Genomic DNA, 24386 nt, shown 5'->3' on the forward strand with positions numbered 1-24386 from the left:
GGTCAGCCCGTGCCGCCGGGCGGTACCAGGACCGGCCGCTCCGGGAAGAGGTGCAGGCGGTGGACGAGGGCGGCTGCCTCGCCCCGGCCCGCGACGTCGAGCTTGGCGAGGATGTTGGAGACGTGGACGCTGGCCGTCTTCGGGGAGATGAACAGTTCCTCGGCGATGCTCCGGTTGCTGCGTCCCGCGGCGACCAGGCGCAGGACGTCCCGCTCGCGGCTGGTGAGGCCGAACTCCTCGGCGGGGTCGGCCGGTGCCGCACGGCGCGGCTCGTCGCGGGTGAGGCTGAGCCGGGCGCGCTGGGCGAGCAGGGCGACGTACTCGGTGAGGGGGCGGGCGCCGAGCCGGTCGGCGACGGCGCCGACGAGGCGGAGCAGTTCGGTGGCGCGGTCGCGGTCGGCGTCGGTGGGGGCCGGGGCGAGCAGGGACTCGGCGAGGCGGAGTCGGGCGCGGGCCAGGTCGTGCGGGCGGGCGAGGGGTTCGAGGGCGTCGACCACGGCGGACCAGTCGTCCGGGGTGTCGCGGCCCTCGGCGCGCCGGAGTTCGGCCCGCACCCACCGTTCGTGCGCGTGCCAGACGGGGACCGGGGTGGCCTGGCGCTCGGCGGCGTCCCGGATGCGGGCGACGGCCTCGGCGCGGCCGGTGTCGGCGGCGGGCAGGCCGCGGGCGTCCGCCTCCGCGGCCGCGGCGGTGCGCAGCATCGGCCAGATGTAGCGGTGCATGGAGGGCGGCAGTCCGGCGGTGACGACGCGGTCGAGTGCGGCGCGGGCGTCGAGGACGCGGCCCTGCGCGGCGGCGAGCGCGAGGGTGAGATGGGCGAGCGGCAGAGCGTACTGCGGCATCGGGTCGTGGGTGCCGTAGTGCTCGTGGGCGGCGGCGAGATGTCCCGCCGCCTCCCCGAGGTCGCCGCGGCCCAGCGAGACGGTCGCGAGGTGCACGCAGGAGGTGCCGCGGGGTTTGGTGCTCAGGGACGAGCGGCGGGTCCAGTCCGCGGCCCGGACCGCCTCGTCCCAGCGTCCGAGGGAGAGCAGGGACTCGGCCTTGTTGGCGCGGACCCAGCCCTTGGTGTCGGTCAGGCCGTAGCGGCGGCACAGGGCGATGCCCTCGTCGCAGATGCGGACGGCTTCCTCGGAGCGGCCCACGCCTTCGAGTGAGGACGGCAGGTTGACGTTGACGTTGTTGATCCGGGCGATCAGGCCGAGTTCGATGGAGCGGTCCCGTACCGCGTGCATCTGGGCGAAGCCCTCCTCGACGGAGCCCGCGTCGACGAGGAGGCTGCCGAGGACGACACGGGCGTGGAGCTCGGTCTCCTCGTCGTCGACCATGTGCGCGTACTCGACGGCGCGCTCGGCGGCGGCGAGGGTCTCGGCGCCGGGGCTGTGCAGCATGCCCCAGGCGGCGGCGTGCGTGAGGACCTGGGCGTGCACCGCGGAGGGCGGCAGGCCGCGGACGAGTTCCTGGGCGGTGGCTATCTCGTCCCAGCCGTTGCCGCGGCCGGTGTGCGAGCTGATCCGGGAGCGCTGGATCCAGAACCAGGCGGCGCGCAGGGGGTCGCCCTCGCCCTGGGCGGCGGCCTCGTCGAGAATCCGGATCGCGCGCTTGCTGATCTTCAGCGCGCGCTCCCGTTCCCCGCACAGGCGGCCCGCGACGGCGGCCTCCCCCATCAGGTCGAGATAGCCGAGCGGGGTGTTGGCCGGGTCGCCGCCGTAGGCCGGGTAGGACTCGAAGTCGTCGCCGAGGCGCAGGGCGGCCCTGATCTCCTCCGGCGCCGCGTCCCAGAGCTCCATCGCGCGCTCCAGGAGCCGCAGTTGCTCGGAGTAGGCGTGCCGGCGGCGCGCCTCGGCGCAGGCGTCGAGGACGGCGGGCAGCGCCTTCGCCGGATCGTGGGCGTGGTACCAGTACGTGGCCAGGCGCATGGCGCGGGCGTCGGCGGGGACGAGCGCCGGGTCGGCCTCCAGGGCTTCGGCGTAGCGGCGATTGAGGCGGGAGCGCTCGCCGGGCAGCAGGTCGTCGCTGACGGCCTCGCGGACCAGGGAGTGGCGGAAGCGGTAGCCGTCGCCGTCCTCGGTGGCGAGGAGGATGTTGGCGCCGACAGCGGCGCGCAGGGCCTCGATGAGTTCGTCCTCGCCGAGCCGGGCGACGGCGGCGAGCAGCGGGTACTCGACGGTGGAGCCGCCCTCCGCGCAGATCCGGGCGACGCGCTGGGCGGACTCGGGCAGCGACTCGACGCGGACGAGGAGGACGTCGCGCAGGGAGTCGGTGAGCCCGGTGGCGCAGCCCTCGGTGGCGGCCACGGCGAGTTCCTCGACGAAGAAGGCGTTGCCGTCGGAGCGGCGGAAGATGTCGTCGACGACGGCCCGTCCGGGTTCCGCGGCCATGATCCCGGCGACCTGGCGGGCCACCTCGTCGCGGCTGAGGCGGCCGAGCTCGATGCGGGTGACGGTGCGCAGCCGGTCGAGTTCGGCGAGCAGGGGGCGCAGTGGGTGGCGGCGGTGCACGTCGTCGGCGCGGTAGGTGGCGACGACGGCGAGACGGCCGCTGCGCAGCGTGCGGAAGAGGTAGGAGAGGAGGTGGCGGGTGGAGGCGTCCGCCCAGTGCAGGTCCTCCAGGACGACCACGACGGTGTGTTCGGCGGCGACGCGCTCCAGGAGCCGCGCGGTGAGTTCGAAGAGCCGGGCCATGGCGCTCTCGTCGCCGCGTCCGTCGAGGCCGCGGCCGTGGGGCGTCATGTCGCCCAACTCGGGAAGCAGCCGCGCCAGTTCGTCCTCCCGGCCGGCGGCGGCGGTGTCGAAGGCGTCGGGCACCCTGCGGCGCAGCGCGCGCAGGGCCGCGGAGAAGGGCGCGAAGGGCAGTCCGTCGGCGCCGATCTCGACGCAGCCGCCGGTGACGACGACCGCGCCGTGCAGATGGGCCTCCGCGGCGAACTCCTCGACGAGCCGGGTCTTGCCGACCCCGGCCTCGCCGCCGAGCAGCAGCGCCTGGGGCGCACCGTCGGCGGCGCGCGCGAGGGCGGTGTTCAGTACGCCCAGTTCATCGGCGCGGCCGACGAACACCGGGCTGACGGACCTGGTCTCCACACCGCCGAGCATCGCACACGGATACGACGGCTCGGCGGTGTTTTCGACGCGGGGCGGGCGGCCCGCCCGGCGGGGCGGAGCGTTCACGCGGTGCGCGGGGCGCGGTGGCGGCGCGGGCCTCCCGTACTCACCCGCCCCTCGGTCTCCTGGCCGGCCGAGTGGCCCACCACGCGGCGGGCCTTGGCGGCGGCGCGGGCCGTGCGGGCCAGCCGGTACTCGTCGGCACGCCGGATGAGTTCGGCGGAGCGGGTCTGGTGGAGTTCGTACTCGAACATGTCGTCCCCCTGGTGACGATGGTCTGCGGTTCTCGCGGAGTGCTTTCCGCGATGCCTCAACTCTCGTTTCCCAGGGGGGTGCGCCACATCGGGAGAGTGCCGCATCTTCGGCGGCTCGGGTGCCTTAGGCGGGGTCTCAGGGTGCCTTAGGCGGGGCCGGGGATGCTTAGCTGGTCCTGGGGAGGCCCAGGAGCAGGTCCGTGTACTTGGCCGCGGCGAGCAGCAGGCCGAGGACGCCGAGCGAGACGCCGGCCCACGCGGCCGACTTGATCCAGGTCGCCTGGGCCCTGCCGGGTACGCCAAAGGCGGGCTTCACCAGGACGAACGCGCCGACGAGGAGGGCGAGCAGCGAGAAGGCGCCGCCGACCAGGGCGGCGGCGTGCCAGGAGTCGCCGTAGACCTCGGAGACCTGCTTGGCGACGCTCGCGGACTGCGCGGTGTTGAGCTGCCCGATGAGCGATTCGCGCGCCGAGGCGACGGTGCCGAGCCAGCTCCCGCTGAGGGCGATGACGCCCAGGCCCGCGGAGACGATGGCCCCCGCGCCCTGTCCTGCCCCGGCCGGGCGCGGAGCGGTGGCGGCGTCCTCCTCCGCCTGCTCGACGTCGGCCTCGGCCTCGACCTCGACCTCGGTGGGCTGGTCGGTCGCCTCGACGGCCTCCTCGTTCTCCTTCCGCTCGACGGCGTCGGGCTGCGCATCAGTCTTCGTAGTCATGCTGCGCACCGTACGGACGGAGTCTGAGAGGTGTCTTAACGTTCCCTGTGCGCGTCGCGTGCGCCGCGCCACTCCGGGGCCAGGAGCGACCAGACCTCGATGTCGTGGCGGACCTCCCGCCACAGGTCCGCCTCGCGCAGGACGCCGTCCCTGGTGAATCCGAGCCGCTTGGCGACGTTCAGGCTCGGTGTGTTGCCGGAGGCGGCGACCCATTCGACGCGGTGGATGCCGCGCTCCTCCACGGCCCAGTCGATCAGGGGCCGCATCGCGCGGGTGACGAGGCCGCGGCCCGCCGCGGCCGGCTCCAGCCAGCAGCCGACCTCGCAGGTGCCGGCGCCCGCGTCGAAGTTGAGCGTGAGGACGCCGCCGACGAGCGTCCCGTCCAGCCAGATGCCGTGGTGGGCGGCCTTGTCGGCGGCGCGCATGTCGGCGTACCGCTGAAGGGTCTCCCGCGCGGAGGCCAGGTCGGTGACCTGGGAGCCGAACGGGATGAACTGGTTGATGAAGTCCCGGCCGCGGTCGAGGTGGTGGAGAAACTCCTCCGCGTGCCAGGGCTCCAGGGGGCGCAGCTCGGCGCTGCCGTCACCCAGCGGTATCGCGTACATCGGGCTCCTTCGTCGGTACGTCGTCCCGCGCGTCGCCTGTCGCGTCGCGCTGCCCGGGGATCTTCGCACCGACGGCCGCCGCACGGCACTCCGGCGGCTCGATGCTGAGGCGCGGCAGGCGGCGCTCCAGCCAGCCGGGCAGCCACCAGTTGGCACCGCCGAGCAGGTGCATCAGGGCGGGGACGAGGAGCGTACGCAGGATGAACGCGTCGACGGCGACGGCGGCGGCCAGCGCGATGCCGAACATGGCGATCACCCGGTCGCCGCTGAGCACGAAGGCCAGGAAGACCGAGATCATGATGACGGCCGCTGAGTTGATCACGCGGCTGGTCTCGGCCAGGCCGACGCGCACGGCCCGCCGGTTGTCGCCGGTCTCCAGCCACTCCTCGTACATCCGGCTGACGAGGAAGACCTGGTAGTCCATGGACAGGCCGAACAGCACCGAGACCATGATGACCGGCAGGAACGGTTCGATCGGGCCGGACCGGCCGAGGCCCAGAAGGTCGCTCCCCCAGCCCCACTGGAAGATCGCGACGACGACCCCGAAGGCGGCGGCGACGGCCGCGACGTTCATCGCGGCGGCCTTCAGCGGGATGCCGAGGGAGCGGAACGCGAGCAGCAGCAGGACGCAGCCGAGACCGACCACGACGCCCACGAACAGCGGTAGCTTGCCGATGACGACCTCGGCGAAGTCGTCGTAGCTCGCGGTGACGCCGCCGACCTGGACATCGAGCGAGCTGCCTTCCTCGGCGCCGGGGACGACGTCGGCGCGCAGTCGGTCGACGAGGTCGCTGGTCCGGTCGGACTGGGGCGCCGAGTCCGGGACGACGGTGAGGTAGGCGGTGCTGTCGTCGTGGTTGTACGTCACCGGGGAGACGGCGGCGACGCCCTCCGTGTGGCGCAGCTCGCCCGCCAGGTGTCCGAGCGCGCGCTTGTCCTGGGCGCCGTCCACACCGCTGACCAGGGTGAGCGGCCCGTTCACGCCGGGCCCGAAGCTGCTCGCGAGCAGGTCGTAGGCCTGCCGGGTGGTGCTGGTTCTGGGGTTGTTGCCCTGGTCGGAGGTGCCGAGGTGGAGGGAGAGGGTGGGCAGCGCGAGGACCGTGATGACGGCGAGGGCGATGCCGCCGAGCAGTTTCGGGTGGCGCTCGACGAAGGCGGCCCAGCGGGCGGCGAGGCCGGTCGGCAGCTCGGGTTCGGGTCCGCGTTCGGCGAGGCGGCGCCGCTCGCGCCGGGACAGGGCCCGCATCCCGATGAAGGAGAGCAGGCCGGGCAGCAGGGTCACGGAGGCGGCGACGGTGAGCAGCACCGTCACGGACGCGGCGACGGCGACGCCGTTGAGGAAGCTGAGCCGCAGGACGAGCATGCCGAGCAGGGCGATGCAGACGGTGGCGCCCGCGAAGACGACGGCCCGGCCGGTGGTGGCCACGGCCTGTTCGGCGGCGACCGCGACGGGCAGGCCGCGCTTCAGTCCGCGCCGGTGGCGGGTCACGATGAACAGGGCGTAGTCGATGCCGACGCCGAGCCCGACGAGCATGCCGAGCATCGGCGCGAAGTCCGCGACGGTCATGGCGTGACCGAGCAGTCCGATGCCCGCGTAGGCGGTGCCGACGCCGATCAGCGCGGTGGCGATGGGCAGCGCGGCGGCGGCGAGCGAGCCGAAGGCCAGGAAGAGCACGACGGCCGCGACGACGACGCCGATGACCTCGGAGAGGTGGGCGGAGGTCGGCTCGGTGAGGGCGACGGCGCTGCCACCGAGCTCCACCTGGAGGCCGTCGGGGCCATGGGTCTCGGCGTCGCGCGCGGTGTCGACGACGGCCTGCGCCTGGCTGCGCGGGATGTCGTCGGCCTGCTCCCGGAAGGTGATCGTGGCGTAGGCGGTGTGTCCGTCGGCGCTGATCTGCGCGGCGCCCCGGGCTCCGTAGGGGGAGCCGACGGAGGAGACGCCGGGCAGTTCCCCGATGCGGTCCAGCGTGTTGCTCATCGCCGTCTCGACGTCGGCGGCCCGCACGGTGGAGCCGTCGATGTGCCAGACGACGGTGTCGCTGTCGCCGCCGAGGCCGGAGAAGCCCGCGTCCAGGAGCTGGGTGGCCCGCCCCGACTCGGTGCCGGGTGCCTCGTAGTCGTTGGAGTAGGCGGATCCGGCGGCCGTGGCCGCCGCGCTCGTGCCGCCGAGCGCGAGCAGCCACAGCAGAACGACGACGAGCCGGTGCCTGACACACCACCGTGCGAGTGCGGCCACGGATGTGCTCCCTGGGGTTTCTGTGGATCTTTATCGGGAGCGGCCCGCAAAGAACGCATGAGCAAGGGTCAGTCACTCTTGCAGGCAGAAATGATCCTTTGTCGCATTCGTGGGGTTACTCACACAGGTGGCCGTCAGCCGGACACGCTGGGCCGCCCGTTCTCGATGTGGCCCATGAGACGGCGGCGGAAGGCGTCGCCGGAGGTGATCTCGATGTCGTACCAGCCGTGCGTCCTCTCCGTCTCGTGGACCACGGTGACGGTCCTGCCGGGCCGCACGACGACCGTCCGCCCGTCCACGGTGAAGGTCCGCGGCGTCTTCCCCGTGCCGCGCAGCCGGATGCGCAGGGCACGCGCGCGTGCGTCCACGCTCGTCGTGACGTCGGCCCCGAAGTCGGTGCTCCCGCGGAACTCGCGCCGGAACCCGTTCGGCCCGGTCACCACGAAGTCGTACGTGCCCTCGCGCACCGGCACGGTCGCGTCCCGGACGACATCGAGGTGGAGCGGCGCCGGGAACTCCCCCGCGTACGGGTAGAGCGCGAAGTGCGTGCTGGAGCGGCCGGTGTTGGCCAGGCTCAGCGTCAGCTTTCCCTCGTGCACGCGCGCGTGGGCGTCGGGCTGGTAGGGCAGGGCGCGGGCGGGCCGGGTGCCGGGCTCCTGCTCGGGCATCGACTGCTTCACCGGCGGTCGCGGGGCCCAGCGGCCGGTGAACTCGGGGATGGGACCGGGCTGTTCGACCGCGGGCTGCCGGTGGCCGCGTCGGAAGTCGAAGGCGCCGGTCAGGTCGCCGGTGACCTGGCGGCGCCAGGTGCCGATGTTGGGTTCGCGGACGCCTGTCCACTGTTCCAGGAAGCGGATCACCGAGGTGTGGTCGAAGACCTCCGAGCACACGTACCCGCCCACCGTCCACGGCGAGACGACGAGCATCGGCACCCGCACGCCGAGCCCGGTGGGCAGCCCCTGCCACCGCTCCTGCGTGACGTCCGGTCCCGGCACGGGCGGCGGCACGTGGTCGAAGAATCCGTCGTTCTCGTCGTAGTTGATGAAGACGGCGGTCCTGCGCCACACCTCGGGGTGCGAGGCGAGCGCGTCGAGCACCTTGTAGACGATGGTCGCGCTGTGGGCCGGCGAGGAGACGGACGGGTGCTCGGAGTCGACGGCGGACGGCACGAGGTAGGAGACGCGGGGCAGCGTGCCGCGCGCGACGTCGCGCGCGAACGTCTCCGCCAGCTTCCCCGTCGGCACGCGCCGCAGGCCCCGCTCGAACAGCGACCGCTCGCGGCGGCCGAGCGTCGCGACCCCCTCGTCGAGCACGGCGAGCAGCTTCGCGCGCTCCGCCTCGTCGGCGGCGTCGCGCACCTTCGCGTAGAAGGCCTCCATGTACGTGAGACCGGTCTTGGCCAGGACCTTCCTGGCGATGGCCTTGAAGGTGGTGAAGAACTCGATCTGGTTGTCGGTGAAGTTCTCCCACTCCGTGTACGTCTGCCAGCTCACGCCCGCCCTCTCCAGGCGCTCGGCGTACGTGCCCCAGTCGTAGCCGGGGTGGGTGGCCTCGTCGTAGGCGTCGTTGCCGACGGCCCGCTCGCCGCCGGCCTCGTAGCCGGTCCTGCCGCTCCACAGGTGGTTGCGGTTCGGGCTGGTCGAGGAGTGGATGGAGGAGTGGTAGGCGTCGCAGACGGTGAAGGTGTCGGCGAGTTCGTAGTGCAGCGGGATGTCCTCGCGCGTGTAGTACGCCATCGTGGCCGCGGTCTTCGCGGTGACCCACCCGTCGTGCCAGCCGTCGTGCCACGCCTTGGCGCCGCCCGACCAGGAGTGGTCGAGGGCGCCTATGTACTGGAGGTCCTTCTTCTGCGTCGCCGCCGCTTCCCGCACGGGGAACGGCAGGACGGTGTGCGGCCCGCCCGGTTGCTCGAAGACGCTCGTGCCGCCGGGCAGCCGGATCGCGTTGCGGTCGCCGAAGCCGCGCACGCCGCGCAGGGTCCCGAAGTAGTGGTCGAAGGACCGGTTCTCCTGCATGAGGATCACGACGTGCTCGATCGCGTCGAGCCCACCCCGCGGAGGTGTGCCGTGCGCGGCCTGGGCGGCGAGGGCCTGCTGCACGGACGGCGGCAGGAAGGAGCCGGCCGCGGCGGCGCCCAGCGCGCCGCCGCCGAGGGCCATGAGGCGTCTGCGGGACAACTCGGGGGACTCTGAGGACGAGGACACGGGACCTCCGCGCATAAGGGGCAGCGCGTAATGGTCTGCGACTGACCCATTGACTGGTTCGGCGGGGACGGTAGCCACGCCAGATGACCCTGGGAAGTACGAGAACCAGCCGAAACGTAAACGTCCAAGCATCCGGTACAAAGGTCCAACCGCTCCCGGCGGTCAGCCGAGCAGCGCCAGCCCCGCCCAGAGGGCCACCGTCGAGGCGAGCAGCGTCGCGGGCACGGTCAGCAGTCCGAGGCGGGTGAAGTCGCCCAGCTCGGGTTCCGTGCCGTGGGCGTGGACGATGCGGCGCCACAGCAGGGTCGCCAGGGAGCCCACGTAGGTGAGGTTCGGACCGAGGTTGACGCCGATGAGCGCGGCGAGCACCGGGCCCGCTCCCGCCGGGGCGACGGCCGGCAGCAGGGCCAGGATCGCGGGCAGGTTGTTGATGAGGTTCGCGAGCACCGCGGCCACACCGGCGATCGCGAGCAGCGTGGGCAGTGACGAGCCGTCGGGCAGGACGTGCGCGATGCCGTCGCCGAGCCCGTTGTCGACGACGGCCTTGACCACGACGCCGAGGGCGAGGACGAAGAGGCAGAAGGGCACGTTGAGGGCGTTCGCCAGTTCCAGGGGGGTGCTGCGGCGCCGTCCGAGCGACCGGGCGCCGAGCACGGCGGCGCCCGCGAACGCCGCCCACAGCGGCTCGATCCCCGCGAAGGAGGTGACGACGAACCCGGCGAGGGTCAGCGCCAGCACCACGAGCGTGAACACCGGGACTCGCGTCGTCTCCCCGGGGTCGGGCTCGTGTGCGGGGGCCGCGAGGTCGTCGGCGAAGTACCGGCGGAACACGGCGTACTCGACGCCGATCGCGACCAGCCAGGGCAGCGCCATCAGCCCCGCGAACCGGCTGAACGTCAGGCCGCTCGCCGTGAACGCCAGCAGGTTCGTCAGGTTGGAGACGGGCAGCAGCAAGGACGCCGAGTTGGCGAGGTGGGCGCCGGCGTAGAGGTGGGGGCGGGGGCGGGCGCCGATCCGGGTCGCCGTGGCGAAGACGACCGGGGTGAGCAGGACGACGGTGGCGTCCAGGCTGAGCACGGCGGTGACCGCGGCGGCGACCGCGAAGACACCGCCGAGCATCCGCTTCGGGCTGCCGTGGCAGGCCCGGCCGACCGCTTCACCTGCGGCTTTGAACAGGCCGTCGTCGGCGCAGAGTTGGGCCAGGAGCAGGATCGCGGCGAGGAACCCGACGACGGGGAGCAGTTCTTTCGTCTCGTCCCAGGCGTGGGCGGCGGTGACGGTCCCCGTCCCGACGGCGAGGGCGGCTGCGGGTACGGCGACGACGGCCTCGGGCAGGTTGCGAGGCCGTAGGACGGCGAAAGCCAAGGTGACGGCAAGCAGAGCGAGGGAGATCAGCACGTGCAGGCCCCGTTTTTCGAACGAGAGGCAGCGGGGTCCGGGGCGGGGCCCCGTGAGGGTGCGGGCAGGCTGCCCGCACCCTCAGGATCACCTGGCGGCGCGGAACCGCTCAGCCGTCGGAGACGCCCAGCTTCTCCAGGATCAGCTCCTTGACGCGGGCGGCGTCGGCCTGGCCCCGGGTCGCCTTCATGACGGCGCCCACGAGGGCACCGGCGGCGGCGACCTTGCCGCCGCGGATCTTGTCGGCGACGCCCGGGTTCCCGGCGATCGCCTCGTCCACGGCCGTGTTCAGCGCGCCCTCGTCGGAGACGACCTTCAGGCCGCGCTTCTCGACGACCTCGTCCGGGGTGCCCTCGCCCTTGAGGACGCCGTCGATGACCTGGCGGGCCAGCTTGTCGTTCAGGTCGCCCTTCGAGACCAACTCGGAGACGCGCGCGACATGCTCGGGCGTGATGGGCAGTTCGCCCAGCTCGACGCCCTGCTCGTTGGCGTTGCGCGCCAGCTCGCCCATCCACCACTTGCGCGCGGAGGTGGCGTCCGCACCGGCGTTGATCGTGGCGACGATCGGGCCGATGGCCCCGGCGTTGCGGATCGACTGCATGTCGTGGGCGGTGATGCCCCACTCCTCGATCAGCCGGTTGCGCTGGGCGAGCGGCAGCTCGGGAAGCTCGGCGCGCAGCGCCTCGACCCATTCGCGGGACGGGGCGACGGGCACCAGGTCGGGCTCCGGGAAGTACCGGTAGTCCTCGGCGTTGTCCTTGATGCGGCCCGACGTGGTGGAGCCGTCCTCCTCGTGGAAGTGACGGGTCTCCTGCACGATGGTGCCGCCCGAGGACAGGACGGCGGCGTGGCGCTGGATCTCGTAGCGCGCGGCACGCTCGACGGAACGCAGCGAGTTCACGTTCTTCGTCTCGGAGCGCGTACCGAACTCCTCGCGGCCGTGGGGCCGCAGGGAGAGGTTGACGTCGCAGCGCATCTGGCCCTTGTCCATGCGGGCCTCGGAGACGCCGAGCGCCTTGATGACCTCGCGCAGCTCGGCGACGTACGCCTTGGCGACCTCGGGGGCCCGCTGGCCGGCGCCCTCGATCGGCTTGGTGACGATCTCGATGAGGGGGATGCCGGCGCGGTTGTAGTCGAGCAGCGAGTGCGAGGCGCCGTGGATACGGCCGGTGGCACCGCCGACGTGCGTCGACTTGCCGGTGTCCTCCTCCATGTGGGCGCGCTCGATCTCCACGCGGAAGACCTCGCCGTCCTCCAGCTGTACGTCGAGGTAGCCGTTGAAGGCGATGGGCTCGTCGTACTGGGAGGTCTGGAAGTTCTTCGGCATGTCCGGATAGAAGTAGTTCTTCCGGGCGAACCGGCACCATTCGGCGATCTCGCAGTTCAGCGCGAGGCCGATCTTGATGGCGGACTCGACGCCGATCTCGTTGACCACCGGCAGCGCGCCGGGCAGCCCGAGACAGGTCGGGCAGGTCTGGCTGTTGGCGTCCTGCTTCAGCTCGGTGGAGCAGCCGCAGAACATCTTCGTCTTGGTGCCGAGCTCGACATGGACCTCAAGGCCCATGACCGGGTCGTACGACGCGAGCGCGTCCTCGTACGGGAGCAGCTCGGGGGTGGTCGTGGCAGTCACGGTGTTGGTACTTCCCTCTCAGCCCAGCAGGACGTCGTCGTCGCCGATGCGCTTGAGCTCGCGCAGCAGCAGGGCGATACCGGTCGCGATGGCGGCGGCGGAGACGACGGCGTCGACGAGACGGAGCGTGTCGTTCTCCGTGCGGGCCTTCCTGGCCTGCTTCACGACGCTGATGGCGCCGAAGGCGGTCGTCCCGATCGACAGGTACGTGCCGGACTTGGACTTCTTGAATCCCTTGGCCTTACCGAATGCACTCACAGCGACGGAGCCTCCTCGAGCAGCGGGTGCCCCCACTTTTCCACGAAGGCGGCCTCGACGGCGGCACCCACCTTGTACAGGCGGTCGTCCTTCATGGCGGGAGCGATGATCTGCAGGCCGACCGGCAGGCCGTCCTCGGGGGCCAGGCCGCAGGGCAGCGACATGGCGGCGTTGCCGGCCAGGTTGGTCGGGATGGTGCACAGGTCCGCGAGGTACATCGCCATCGGGTCGTCGGCGCGCTCGCCGATCGGGAAGGCGGTGGTCGGCGTCGTCGGCGAGACGATGACGTCCACGGACTCGAACGCCGTCTCGAACTCGCGGGTGATGAGGGTGCGGACCTTCTGGGCGCTGCCGTAGTACGCGTCGTAGTAGCCCGAGCTCAGCGCGTACGTGCCCAGGATGATGCGGCGCTTGACCTCGTCACCGAAACCGGCCTCACGGGTCAGGGCGGTGACGTCCTCGGCGGACTTCGTGCCGTCGTCGCCGACGCGCAGGCCGTAGCGCATGGCGTCGAACCGGGCGAGGTTCGAGGAGCACTCGGACGGCGCGATCAGGTAGTACGCCGACAGGGCCAGGTCGAAGGTCGGGCAGTCCAGCTCGACGATCTCGGCGCCGAGCGACCTCAGCAGCTCGACCGACTCGTCGAAGCGCTGCACGACACCGGCCTGGTAGCCCTCGCCGCGGAACTGCTTGACGACGCCGACGCGCATGCCCGCCACGCTGCCGTTGCGGGCCGCCTCGACGACCGGCGGGACCGGCGCGTCGATGGACGTCGAGTCGAGCGGGTCGTGCCCGGCGATGACCTCGTGCAGCAGCGCGGCGTCCAGGACCGTACGGGCGCAGGGCCCACCCTGGTCGAGCGAGCTGGAGAACGCGACCATGCCGTAGCGCGAGACGCCGCCGTACGTGGGCTTGACGCCGACGGTGCCGGTGACGGCGGCGGGCTGGCGGATCGAGCCGCCGGTGTCCGTGCCGATGGCGAGCGGGGCCTCGAAGGCGGCGAGCGCCGCGGACGAACCGCCGCCGGAGCCGCCGGGGATGCGGGTGAGGTCCCAGGGGTTGCCGGTCGGACCGTAGGCGCTGTTCTCGGTGGAGGACCCCATGGCGAACTCGTCCATGTTGGTCTTGCCGAGGATGACGACGTCGGCGGCCTTCAGCTTCTTGGTGACCGTGGCGTCGTACGGCGGGATCCAGCCTTCGAGGATCTTGGAGCCGACCGTGGTCGGTACGCCCTCGGTGGTGAAGATGTCCTTCAGCGCGAGCGGGACGCCGGCCAGCGGGCCGAGCTTCTCGCCCTTGGCGCGCTTCTCGTCGACGGCGCGGGCCTGCGCGAGAGCGCCCTCCCGGTCGACGTGCAGGAAGGCGTGCACCTTCTCGTCGACGGCCTCGATCCGGGCCAGATGGGCCTCGGTGACCTCGACGGCCGTCAGCTCGCCGGAAGCGATCTTCTCGGCGGTCTGGGCGGCGGTGAGCTTGATGATGTCCGTCATGGTGATTAGTCCTCCCCCAGGATCTGCGGCACCTTGAAACGCTGCTGCTCCTGGGCCGGGGCGCCGGAGAGCGCCTGCTCGGGGGTGAGCGACGGACGGACCTCGTCCGCGCGCATGACGTTGGTCAGCGGCAGCGGGTGGGAGGTCGGGGGTACGTCTTGGTCGGCGACCTCGCTGACGCGGGCGACCGCGCCGATGATGTCGTCGAGCTGGCCGGCGAAGTGGTCGAGCTCTTCGGGCTTCAGCTCCAGACGCGCCAGCCGGGCGAGGTGGGCGACCTCCTCGCGCGTGATGCCAGGCATGCAGCGATCCTCTGGGTGGGAGTGTGTGGTTTGGCCTCAATCCTATGGGGCCCGAGGCCGTGCCAGGACCCGGGCCCGGCCGGGCCCTCAGTTCAGCGGCCGGGGCTCGTCCCCGGTGGCCGCCGGCAGCGCGGCCGGCTCCCGCTGCCAGCCGCGGGAGCCGCGGGCGCGCAGCCACGCCGTCGTCTCGTCGGGCGGCATCGCGGCGGCGACGAGCCAGCCCTGCACCGCGTCGCAGCCGAGGTCGCGCAACCGCTCCCACGTCTCGTCGTCCTCGACGCCCTCGGCGACGACCAGCAGCCCGAGCGAATGGGCCAGGTCGACGGTGCAGCGGACGATCTCCGCGTCCTCGTTGTCGATGGCGAGCCGGGCCACGAAGGAGCGGTCGATCTTCAGCTCGCTCACCGGCAGGCGCCGCAGGTGGACGAGGGAGGAGTAGCCGGTGCCGAAGTCGTCCAGGGACATCTTCACGCCGTGGCCGGTGAGTCCGGCGAGGGTGTCGGCGGCCCGCTGCGGGTCCTCCAGGAGCACGTGCTCCGTTATCTCCAGTTGCAGGGAGCCGGCCGGGACGCCGTGGCGCGCGAGCCGCGCCGCGACCGCGCCCGCGAAGCCGGGGGTGTGGACGTCGCGCGGCGACACATTGACCGCGACCGGTACGTACAACCCCTGCGCGCGCCACCGGGCGACCTGGGCGAGCGCCGTGTCCAGGACGTACTCGGTCAGGTGCGGCATGAGCCCGGACGACTCCGCGATGGCGATGAACTCGTCCGGCGGAACCTTCCCGCGCTCCGGATGCGCCCACCGTACGAGCGCTTCGAGACCCGCGACCTGTCCGTCGAACCGCACCTTCGGCTGGTAGTGCAGCTCCACGTCCCCGGCGTCGAGCGCGAGCCGCAGATCGCCCAGCAGACCGAGGCGGTCCGGGGTGTTGGAGTCCCGCTTCGACTCGTACACCTCCACGCCCGTACGGTCCCGCTTGGCCTGGTACATGGCGACGTCGGCGCGGCGCAGCAGCCCTTCCGCGTCGAGCGCGTGGTCGGGGAAGACGGCGAGCCCGGCGCTGGCCTCCAGGACGAGGGTCAGCCCGTCCAGGTCCAGCGGTGAGCCGAGCGCGGCGACGAGGTTGCGGGCGACGCGCGAGGCGGACGTCGTGGAGTCGGCGACCGGCAGCAGCACGGCGAACTCGTCGCCGCCGATCCGTGCGGCCTCCGCCCCGCGCGGCAGGGCGGCTCTGAGCCGATCCGCGATCTGGAGCAGGAGCCGGTCACCGGCGAGGTGTCCCAGTGTGTCGTTGACCGACCGGAAACGGTCGAGGTCGATCAGCAGGAGCGCGGTGCGCGCCCCGATCCGCTCCGCGTCGTCGAGCGCCATCCAGGTGCGCTCCAGGAGCCACTGCCGGTTCGGCAGACCGGTGAGGGGGTCGCGCAACTGCTCCTCGGCGCGGGCCCGCGCGATCCACAGCGTCGAGTCGAGCGCGACCAGCGGGATCGCGAACAGCGGCAGCAGCACCGGCAGGGCGATCGCGACGACGCAGACCAGGGGCGCGATGCCGAGCAGCGCGATCCCGACGAGGCCCTGCCGCATCAGCGCCGTCCGCGCCACGGTCGGCAGGCCGGAGGGGCGCGGCGCGTGGACGTACCAGAGCAGGGCGCGGGTGACCAGCAGATAGGCGGCCGCCACGAGGACGATCTCGGGCACGGCGGAGATCGTCCAGGTCTCCGGCTTCCACGGGGCCTCGACGGACGGTACGCGGCCGAACGCGGCGAGCACGAGGGCGCCCACGCCGATCCCGAGGATGTCGATGGCGCCGTGCAGCACGCCCTGGCGCCAGCGGTGGCGGCGGGCGGCGCCGACGAGGACGACGACGGTGAGGCTGACCATCCCGGCGGGCACCCAGCCGTACAGGAGCAGCACGGCGAGGGTGAGGGCCGCGCCGGATCCGGTGCCGCCCCACCAGCGGTCGCGGCCGAGCGCGACGAGGTGGCCGACGATGATGCCGGTCAGGACGGCGAGGGACCAGCCGGCCGTGCCGGACGGGAAGAGCGCGTGGTGGCCGGAGAAGGCGCGGTAGAACCCCGCGCCGAGGACGACCGCGGCGAGCGCGACGATCGCGCCGGGCAACAGTGACAGGGCCGCGGCCCTGGAGGTGGTGTCGGGCTGGCCGGTGAGCTGGTTCCTGGCGGGGGTGGCCACGCCCACGGTGCCGCCCGCGGGGGCTCCCGCGGAGGGCATGCCGGTGGGCACCACGGTGAGCGGCGCCGATCCGTTGGTGGACCAGGGGCCCGCCGGGTGCTTCCCGGCGCCGGGCGCGCCGGTGCCCGGCCCGGCCGCCGGGGCCTCGGAGCCCGCATTTCCGCGGGGCCTGCCGAAGCCCGTACGGGCCCGGTCTCCGCCGGGGCGGCGGAAGCCGCGCCCCGCCTCACGCCACCAAGTGCGCCAGTTCACCACATCACCGCGCTCGTTCTCCCCGCGACCGCTGTCGTTGCCGTCGCCCCCGCCACCGTGCGCCGTCCCGCGCCGCGCGCGTCGGCGCGGACGCAGCCGTGAGTTCGGGCCAGCGCTCTCGGTCGGTTCCATTCCCGTCCCTCTCACAGCCGGCGGTGCCCACGTCCACTGCCCGCTCCCCCGGCCTTTCCGAGAGCCAGGGAAATTGCCCCATCCGCAGCAGGACACGGCAGGCGCACACACTCAACAGTAGGCCGCAGAAGGCTTCCACGGGCACCAGACGACCGCGCCCGAACTCTGTTGCCCGAATGCGACCTGGCCATCCGTATGCATCTGGTATGCGCCGAACGGGTGGCCTTCAACCGCTACTCCGGGGTCGGTTCTTCGGCGGGAAGTGCCACTTCGGCGGCGGCTTCGGGGCCCTGGTCGAGGAGGACGACGAATCCGTCCTCGTCCAGAACCGGAACCTTCACCTGCATGGCCTTGTCGTACTTGGAGCCCGGGTTCTCCCCGACGACCACGAAGGACGTCTTCTTGGAAACGGAACCGGTCACTTTGGCACCTCTGGTCTGGAGCGCCTCTTTGGCACCGTCGCGCGTGTAGTTCTGGAGCGTCCCGGTGACGACGACGGTGAGCCCTTCGAGGGGCCGCGGCCCCTGCTCCTCGCCCGCGCCCTCCTCCTCCATGCGCACCCCGGCCTCCCGCCACTTGCGCAGGATCTCGCGGTGCCAGTCCTCGGCGAACCACTGCTTCACGGACGCGGCGATGATGGAGCCGACCCCGTCGGTCGCGGCGAGCTCCTCCTCGGTGGCCTGGTCGATGCGGTCGATGGAGCGGAACTCGCGGGCCAGTGCCTCGGCGGCGACGGGGCCGACGTGCCGGATCGACAGCCCGTTGATGACGCGGGCCAGCGGGCGGTCCTTGGCCGCCGCGATGTTCTCCAGCATCGCGAGCGCGTTCTTCTTCGGCTCGCCCTTCTGGTTGGCGAAGACCGTGACGACCTTGTCCTCGCCGGTCTTCGGGTCGCGCTTGGGCAGGCCGCTGTCGGGGTCGCGGACGTACGCCTTGATGGGCAGCAACCGCTCGATGGAGAGGCCGAACAGGTCGCCCTCGTCGGCGACGGGCGGTTCGGCGGGTTCGAGGGGCGCGGTGAGCGCGGCGGCGGCGACCGCCCCGAAGTTCTCGATGTCCAGGCACTGGCGGCCACCGAGGTAGAAGAGGCGCTCGCGCAACTGGGCGGGGCACGTGCGGGCGTTGGGGCACCGCAGGTCGATGTCGCCTTCCTTCATGGCCCGCAGCGGCGTGGAGCACTCGGGGCACTCGGCGGGCATCACGAACTCCCGCTCGCTGCCGTCCCGCAGATCGGCGACGGGCCCGAGGATCTCGGGGATCACGTCACCGGCCTTGCGGATGACGACGGTGTCGCCGATCAGGACGCCCTTCTTCTTCACGACCTCCTGGTTGTGCAGCGTCGCGAACTCGACCTCCGAGCCCGCCACGGTCACCGGCTCCACCTGCGCGTACGGCGTGACGCGGCCTGTGCGGCCCACGCCCACGCGGATGTTGACCAGCTTGGTGTTGACCTCTTCGGGCGGGAACTTCCAGGCGATGGCCCAGCGCGGGGCGCGCGCGGTGGAGCCGAGGCGGCCCTGGAGGCGGATCTCGTCGAGCTTGACGACGGCGCCGTCGATCTCGTGCTCCACCGAGTGGCGGTTCTCGCCGTAGTACGCGATGAACGCGCGGACGCCGTCGAGGTCGTCGACGACCTTGTTGTGCTTGGCGGTGGGCAGTCCCCACTCGTGGAGCAGGTCGTACGCCTGCGACAGGCGGTCGATGTCGAAGCCCTCGCGGGCGCCGATGCCGTGGACGACCATGTGCAGGGGGCGGCCGGCGGTGACGCGCGGGTCCTTCTGGCGCAGCGAACCCGCCGCCGCGTTGCGCGGGTTGGCGAAGGGCTTGTCGCCCGCCTCCACGAGCCGTGCGTTCAGCTCCTCGAACTTCTCCATGGGGAAGAAGACCTCGCCGCGGATCTCGACGAGGGCGGGGACGCGGTCGCCCTTGAGGCGGTCGGGGATCTCCGCGATCGTGCGCACATTGGGCGTGATGTCCTCGCCGACGCGGCCGTCACCGCGGGTGGCCGCACGGGTCAGCCGCCCGTTCTCGTACGTCAGGTTGACCGCGAGGCCGTCGACCTTGAGCTCGCACAGGAAGTGGTAGTCGGGGGTGCCGACGTCCTTGGCGACGCGCTCCGCCCAGGCCGCCAGCTCCAGGTCGTCGAAGGCGTTGTCGAGGGAGAGCATGCGCTCGCGGTGCTCCACCGACGTGAACTCGGTCTCGTAGGCACCCGCGACCTTCTGGGTCGGCGAGTCCGGGGTGCGCAGCTCCGGGTACTGCTCCTCCAGCGCCTGGAGGGAGCGCAGCAGCTTGTCGAACTCGGCGTCGGAGACGACCGGCGCGTCCTTCACGTAGTACCGGAAGCGGTGTTCCTCGATCTGCTCGGCCAGGCGGGCGTGCTCGTCCCGTGCCTCGGCGGGCACTGCGCTCTGCTGCGCGACCTTGTCGATCCTCTCGGCCTGTCCGGCCTCTTCAGCCTTTCCGGCAGCCACCGTCTCGTCCTCCCGTTGCCCTCTGTCCCCGGTCACTCAGGGTTGTCCGCGAGTGATCTCGCCGCCCGGCCGCAGTGGGCGAGTGCCGAGCGGGCGTACGCGGGGGAAGCGCCCGCGAGTCCGCACGACGGGGTGACCACGACCGCCTCCGCGAGCGAACCCGGATTCAGCCCCAGCCTGCGCCACAACGACCTGACACCCATGACGCTACCGGCAGGGTCTGACAACGGGCCGTCCACGCCCGGCACGACACCGGCGAAGAGCTTGGTGCCGCCCTCGACGGCCTCCCCGATCGTCTCGTCGTCACGCTCCGTGAGCAGGGAGAAGTCGAACGAGATCGCGTGGGCCCCGGCCCGGCGCAGCAGCGCGAAGGGGACGTCGGGGGCGCAGGAGTGGACGACGACGGGCCCGCCCCCGTGGACTGCCATGACGTCGCGCAGGGTGCTCTCGACGAGCTGGCGGTCGACGGCGCGGTGTGTGCTGTATCCGCTGGCGGTCTTGATCTGGCCGCGCAGGACGCCCACGAGGGACGGCTCGTCGAGCTGGAGGACGAGCTGGGCGCCCGGGACGCGGCGGTGGACGTCCGCCAGGTGGGAGCGCAGGCCCTCGGCGAGCGACCCGGCGAGGTCGCGGCAGGCGCCGGGGTCGGAGAGCGCGGCCTGCCCGTTCCTCAGCTCCAGCGCCGCCGCGAGGGTCCACGGTCCGACGGCCTGCACCTTGAGCGGGCCCTCGTACCCCTGCGTGAACTCCTCCAGCGCGTCGAGGTCCTCGCCCAGCCACGATCTGGCGCGCTTGGTGTCGCGGCCCGGCCGGTCGCCCAGGCGCCAGCCACTGGGCTCCACGCGCGCGTAGAGGTCCACGAGGAGCCCGGCGGTCCTGCCGATCATGTCGGCGCCCGGTCCGCGCGCGGGCAGCTCCGCGAGGAACGGCATCCCGTGTTCAGGACCCTCGAAGGAGCCGGTGACGGTCTTGGCGGCCTCTCGGGCATCGCCGCCGGGCATCGAGCCGACGCCTGTGGCCGGCCCCCACCTGAAGTCGCTCTTTTCGCTCACCCCGGAAGGGTACGTAACCCCGGCGGCGAGCCGTCCCTCAGCGTCCGTCAGCGTCCGGGACGGACCGTGAGGTCGTTGACCTCGGCGTCGCGCGGCAGGTCGAGGGCCATCAGGATCGAGGTGGCGATCGACTCGGGGTCGATCCAGCGCGACGGGTCGTACTCCTTGCCCTCCTGCTGGTGCACCTTGGCCTGCATGGCGCTGGCGGTGCGGCCGGGGTACACGGACGTGACGCGCACGCCGTTGCCGTGCTCCTCCTGGCGCAGCGAGTCCGCGAGGGCCTTGAGGCCGTGCTTGGAGGCGGCGTACGCGGACCACTCGGGGCCGGCGTGGAGGCCGGAGCCGGAGTTCACGAAGATCACATGGCCCTGGGCGAGGCGGAGCTGGGGCAGGAAGTGGCGGGTCAGCTCGGCCGGGGAGACCAGGTTGACGTTGAGTTGGCGGTGCCACGCCTTGGGGGTGAGTTCACCGACCGGGCCCAGGTCGACGACGCCCGCGATGTGCAGCAACGAGTCGATCCGGTCCGGCAGCGTCTGGTGCGAGAACGCCCAGGACAGCTTGTCGGGGTCGGCGAGGTCACCGACGAGCGTCCTGGCGCCGGGGAACTGGGCGGCGAGCTCCTTGGCGCGGCCCGCGTCGCGCGCGTGGAGGAAGAGTTCGTCCCCGCGCGCGTGGAGGCGGCGGGCGACGGCGGCGCCGATACCTGAACCGGCGCCGGTGATCACGTGGGTAGCTGTGCCTGTCATGACGGCCATGCTCGCATCACTCGGCGATCCGTACGCGGCGCGGCTATTCGATGCCCTGCGACTCCTCCAGGTAGGCCAGGGCGCCGACCGGCTCCTCGGCGAAGAACACCAGGTCGGTGAGGGGGACGGGCAGGAAGCCCTCGTCCTCCATGCGCCGGAACTGCTCCTTGAGCCCGTCGTAGAAACCGGCGGAGTTCAGCAGCACGACCGGCATGGTGGTCTTCCCGTGCTTCTTCAGCTCAAGGATCTCCGTCGCCTCGTCGAGCGTCCCCGTGCCGCCCACCATGATCACAACGGCGTCGGCCTTCTCCAGGAGCAGCGCCTTGCGCTCGGCGAGGTCCTTGGCGACGACCATCTCGTCCGGCGCGGTGACGGCACGCGCCTTCGCCGCGAGGAAGTCCACCGAGACCCCCATGAGCCGCCCCCCGGCCTCCTGCACCCCGTCGGCGACCACCTTCATGAGCCCGCTCTCGGAACCGCCCCACACCAGCGTGTGCCCGCCCCGGCCGAGCAGTTCGGCGAATGCGCGGGCGGGGCCGGTGTAGCGGTCGTCGAGATCGGCGGCGGAGAGGAAGACACAGATGTTCATGGGCTCCACGGTACGGCCCGGCGATCGGGAAGAACGGGGGCCTTCGCGGCGCTGCACCGGGTATGGCCGATGGACACACGATCACGATTGAGCAGGGTTCGCAGCGGGTGCGCGTGGTGCGCGACGGGCGGGTGGTCGCGGAGAGCGCGCGGCCGTTGCTGTTGCGCGAGACGGGCTGCCCGGTGCGCTACTACCTCCCCGGCGAGGACGTCGCCACGGAGCTTTTGACCCCCTCGGGGACGACGACGTACTGCCCCTTCAAGGGAACGGCCTCCTACTGGTCGCTCCCGGACGCCCCCGACCTGGTCTGGGCGTACCCCGAGCCGAAGGCGGAAGTGGCCGCCATCAAGGGGCACTTCTGCTTCTACGAGGTGGAGGTGGTGGAATGAGATCGGTGGGATGAGGCCGGTGGGCTGAGGCCGGCAGGTCGTCGCTGAGCAGGCAGAAACGGGTGGGCGTGGTGCAGGGGTCGGGGCAGTGGCAGGGCGGGTTCGGGGCGCCGCCGCCGATGTTCGAGCAGTCGGTGGTCGCCGGGCCGGAGTTCGTGGCGGCCGACGACCACAACGGGCTGGTCGTCGACGACCGCGGGGTCCACTTCGAACAGGGCCCGCACGCGATCGACCTGCCCTGGGCACGCCTGCGCACGGTCCAGTTCCATCCGCTGGACGCGGGCCTGTCGGTGGCGGCGGTGACGGTCGACGGCCCTGTCTACGAGTGCCGGGTGCGGGCGCGGCGCAGGTCGCAGGTGACGCGGTGGTGCGGTGAGCTGGCCGCTGTGCTCCACCACTACCTGGGCGTGCGGGACTGAACTTGCCGCCGCCCGCCCTTCGTTGACGTTTCCCCCGCTAGCCCGATCGGATGACCCGCCGCGACCGGGCCCGGTCAACGGCCCCATGGGCCGCGGTCGCTTCGTGCGCTGATCCCGCGCCACCGACGCGGTTCCACCGCCTTCCGGCATCACTACTGTGCCCCTCCCCGCGCTACCGCACCGAGGAGTCCCAGTGACCGCCGAGACGCCCCACCGGCTCGACCGAGCCACCTACATGGACCTGACCGACGACCCGGTTCAGCAACGCCTCCTGCGCAAGGCGATGGAGACCTTCCGCCGCGGCGACGCGGGCCCCGTCCTGAAGGAGATGGCCCAGGAGGTTCTTGCGGGGCGGGTGGGATTGCGGGAGGCGACACGGGTCTCCGCGTACGCGGAGGCGGTGATCGAGCGGGGGCGGGAGTTCCGGGAGCGCTGGGACCGCATGTCCGACCGGGAACGAGAGGAACTGGCTCGCAGCGGCGAACAGCAGGTCAGCGCGGAGCGGGCCCTGTGGCAGGCCGAGCGTTCCCAGGGTCGGCGCCCATGACTTTGGCTGTTGAACCTGGTGACCTGATCGGCTACGCGGGCTTGCTCCGCAGGGCCGGTGAGGACTGTGACAGTGCTCTCGCCTATCTGGACCGGAGCACACGAATCAGTTTCTCCCTGTCGGGGCCGGTCTGGGACATCGCTCTCGGTGATCACGCCGAGAGGAGTCGGGAGGCCAGGGACGTGCTGACACGGTTCGGTGTCATCCTCGGCGCTTCGAAGAAGGAACTCAAAAAGACGGCCTCGTGGTACAGGTCGGTGGATCTGGAGCAAGCTCGCGCACTCGACACCGCGTACCCGACGGGGAGTTATGCCGCGACGATCCACCGCATCCGCCCCAGCGGCACTCTTTCTTTCACCGATGTACACGATGCGGTCGGACATCTGAAACCAGCAGGCAGTTCGGGCGGCTGGCTCGAGGGGCACGCGGACGAATTCAAGTTCGCCCCGATCCACAAGACCGCCGGAACACTGCTGGACATCGGCAGCCCGTCCGCGCTGGCAAACGAAGGCATCAAGATGGCCTTCGGCTGGGACGTTCTGTCAGCCATCACGCAATGGCTTTCTGGCGACTGGCAGGAATACGCCGAATGCGCCGACGCCTGGGATTGCCTCGGGGACTTCTGCGCCGCCGCCGCGGACAATATCCGTCACGGGAACGAAGTACTCGGGACCACGTGGCGAGGCAACGCGGCCGACGCCGCCTGGAAGTACTTCGACAAGGTGGCGGCTCGACTGGACTCGGCACGCGACGCCTTCCACGAGCTGCGCGACCGCTACACAAGCGTCACGAAGATGGTCTTCTCCTTCGCCGAACTGGCCAAGGGAGCTCTGGCGGACCTCTGCGACAAGGGCGCGCAGGCAGCCATCGCGGCTGCGGCATCCACAGCCATGGCTCTCACGGGCGTGGGTTTCACGGGCTCGTTCGTCGGGGTGGCGTTGGCCGTGGAGCGAGTGAACTCGATGGTGCAGACGTACCACGAGCTCGTCAAGGATTACGACCGCTTCATCATCGCGCTGAATGCGCTTCTGGGCGGTATCGGTCTCGCCACAGTGGCTCTTTCCGATGAGCTCAAGAAGTTCCCCGTTGTCGGCAAGAGTTACGACAACAAGCTGGTATAAGAAACCGACACCCAGGAGCATGCCATATGGACTTTGCAGACCTTGATGACCAAGGGCGCAGGTTGTCAGTGCACGACAGTTGCAACAGAGCCCTTTGGGCAGTCGCTCTCGCGACATGGATGACCGCTTACGGTGAACTACTGATCAGGCGCGGAGAATTCAACGCGTGGGCGGTAGTCCTGATTCTGCTGGACGTGTGGTGCGTAGGTATCGCGATCACAAGTCTGGAGAATCTGTGGAGCGCCACGATCGGCGCTCCCGCCCTTCCGAGCCGGACCGAGG

Annotated in this window: 20 protein-coding genes; 4 read left to right on the forward strand and 16 right to left on the reverse strand. The window is 71.7% G+C overall.

From position 1 onward, the window contains the following. Window positions 1-2 precede the first annotated feature (2 nt). The 16 genes from ACIRF8_RS27095 to ACIRF8_RS27170 all read right to left on the reverse strand — a co-directional run bounded on the left by ACIRF8_RS27095 (window position 3) and on the right by ACIRF8_RS27170 (window position 21628). The gene (locus ACIRF8_RS27095; RefSeq protein WP_404218631.1) at window positions 3-3089 is read right to left on the reverse strand and encodes an AAA family ATPase; all 3087 of its coding nucleotides are present in this window, start codon (window positions 3087-3089) and stop codon (window positions 3-5) included. A gap of 71 nt (window positions 3090-3160) precedes the next feature. Next, complete coding sequence (locus tag ACIRF8_RS27100; RefSeq protein ID WP_404218633.1) at window positions 3161-3352, reverse strand: hypothetical protein; 192 nt, start codon at window positions 3350-3352, stop codon at window positions 3161-3163. Between the two features lie 166 nt (window positions 3353-3518). Next, a complete protein-coding gene (locus tag ACIRF8_RS27105) occupies window positions 3519-4064 on the reverse strand; it encodes a hypothetical protein (protein ID WP_404218636.1) in 546 nt (181 codons plus the stop codon). Between the two features lie 35 nt (window positions 4065-4099). Beyond that, a complete protein-coding gene (locus ACIRF8_RS27110; protein WP_404218638.1) occupies window positions 4100-4669 on the reverse strand; it encodes a GNAT family N-acetyltransferase in 570 nt (189 codons plus the stop codon). Continuing rightward, a complete protein-coding gene (locus tag ACIRF8_RS27115; RefSeq protein WP_404218640.1) occupies window positions 4647-6908 on the reverse strand; it encodes an MMPL family transporter in 2262 nt (753 codons plus the stop codon). Before ACIRF8_RS27115 ends, ACIRF8_RS27110 begins: the two co-directional genes overlap by 23 nt. A gap of 134 nt (window positions 6909-7042) precedes the next feature. Continuing rightward, complete coding sequence (locus ACIRF8_RS27120; RefSeq protein ID WP_404218802.1) at window positions 7043-9067, reverse strand: phosphocholine-specific phospholipase C; 2025 nt, start codon at window positions 9065-9067, stop codon at window positions 7043-7045. A gap of 207 nt (window positions 9068-9274) precedes the next feature. Beyond that, window positions 9275-10507: an SLC13 family permease gene (locus tag ACIRF8_RS27125; protein ID WP_404218804.1), complete on the reverse strand. Its 1233-nt coding sequence runs from the start codon at window positions 10505-10507 to the stop codon at window positions 9275-9277. 112 nt (window positions 10508-10619) lie between these two features. Continuing rightward, window positions 10620-12140: an Asp-tRNA(Asn)/Glu-tRNA(Gln) amidotransferase subunit GatB gene (gene gatB / locus ACIRF8_RS27130; RefSeq protein ID WP_404218642.1), complete on the reverse strand. Its 1521-nt coding sequence runs from the start codon at window positions 12138-12140 to the stop codon at window positions 10620-10622. Between the two features lie 18 nt (window positions 12141-12158). Then, the gene (locus ACIRF8_RS27135; protein ID WP_404218644.1) at window positions 12159-12398 is read right to left on the reverse strand and encodes a hypothetical protein; all 240 of its coding nucleotides are present in this window, start codon (window positions 12396-12398) and stop codon (window positions 12159-12161) included. Then, a complete protein-coding gene (gene gatA, locus ACIRF8_RS27140) occupies window positions 12395-13888 on the reverse strand; it encodes an Asp-tRNA(Asn)/Glu-tRNA(Gln) amidotransferase subunit GatA (protein ID WP_404218646.1) in 1494 nt (497 codons plus the stop codon). Before gatA ends, ACIRF8_RS27135 begins: the two co-directional genes overlap by 4 nt. 5 nt (window positions 13889-13893) lie before the next feature. Beyond that, window positions 13894-14190 (reverse strand): Asp-tRNA(Asn)/Glu-tRNA(Gln) amidotransferase subunit GatC, encoded by a 297-nt coding sequence (gene gatC / locus ACIRF8_RS27145; protein ID WP_018531282.1) that lies wholly within the window; start codon window positions 14188-14190, stop codon window positions 13894-13896. 87 nt (window positions 14191-14277) lie between these two features. Beyond that, on the reverse strand, window positions 14278-16767 hold the full coding sequence (locus tag ACIRF8_RS27150; protein WP_404218648.1) for a putative bifunctional diguanylate cyclase/phosphodiesterase: 2490 nt from the start codon (window positions 16765-16767) through the stop codon (window positions 14278-14280). Between the two features lie 233 nt (window positions 16768-17000). Continuing rightward, window positions 17001-19199 carry an NAD-dependent DNA ligase LigA gene (gene ligA, locus ACIRF8_RS27155; protein ID WP_404218806.1) on the reverse strand — a complete coding sequence of 733 codons (2199 nt, stop codon included), beginning with the start codon at window positions 19197-19199 and terminating at the stop codon, window positions 17001-17003. A 74-nt stretch (window positions 19200-19273) separates the two neighbouring features. Beyond that, window positions 19274-20293: a methionine synthase gene (locus tag ACIRF8_RS27160; protein ID WP_404218650.1), complete on the reverse strand. Its 1020-nt coding sequence runs from the start codon at window positions 20291-20293 to the stop codon at window positions 19274-19276. 47 nt (window positions 20294-20340) lie between these two features. Further along, a complete protein-coding gene (locus ACIRF8_RS27165) occupies window positions 20341-21039 on the reverse strand; it encodes an SDR family oxidoreductase (RefSeq protein ID WP_404218652.1) in 699 nt (232 codons plus the stop codon). Between the two features lie 43 nt (window positions 21040-21082). Further along, window positions 21083-21628 carry a TIGR00730 family Rossman fold protein gene (locus tag ACIRF8_RS27170; RefSeq protein WP_404218654.1) on the reverse strand — a complete coding sequence of 182 codons (546 nt, stop codon included), beginning with the start codon at window positions 21626-21628 and terminating at the stop codon, window positions 21083-21085. Window positions 21629-21690: 62 nt separating this feature from the next. Between ACIRF8_RS27170 and ACIRF8_RS27175 the strand changes: the two genes are divergently transcribed. The 4 genes from ACIRF8_RS27175 to ACIRF8_RS27190 all read left to right on the forward strand — a co-directional run bounded on the left by ACIRF8_RS27175 (window position 21691) and on the right by ACIRF8_RS27190 (window position 24104). Then, window positions 21691-22017: a DUF427 domain-containing protein gene (locus ACIRF8_RS27175; RefSeq protein ID WP_404218656.1), complete on the forward strand. Its 327-nt coding sequence runs from the start codon at window positions 21691-21693 to the stop codon at window positions 22015-22017. 62 nt (window positions 22018-22079) lie between these two features. After that, on the forward strand, window positions 22080-22436 hold the full coding sequence (locus ACIRF8_RS27180; RefSeq protein WP_404218658.1) for a hypothetical protein: 357 nt from the start codon (window positions 22080-22082) through the stop codon (window positions 22434-22436). Window positions 22437-22629: 193 nt separating this feature from the next. Next, entirely contained in the window at window positions 22630-22983 is a 354-nt protein-coding gene (locus ACIRF8_RS27185; RefSeq protein ID WP_404218660.1) for a hypothetical protein, read from the forward strand. After that, complete coding sequence (locus ACIRF8_RS27190) at window positions 22980-24104, forward strand: hypothetical protein (protein WP_404218662.1); 1125 nt, start codon at window positions 22980-22982, stop codon at window positions 24102-24104. The genes ACIRF8_RS27185 and ACIRF8_RS27190 overlap by 4 nt, the downstream gene beginning before the upstream one ends. The last annotated feature ends 282 nt before the right edge of the window (window positions 24105-24386 follow it).

This window comes from Streptomyces sp. NPDC102406, assembly GCF_044765725.1.
Lineage (GTDB): Bacteria > Actinomycetota > Actinomycetes > Streptomycetales > Streptomycetaceae > Streptomyces.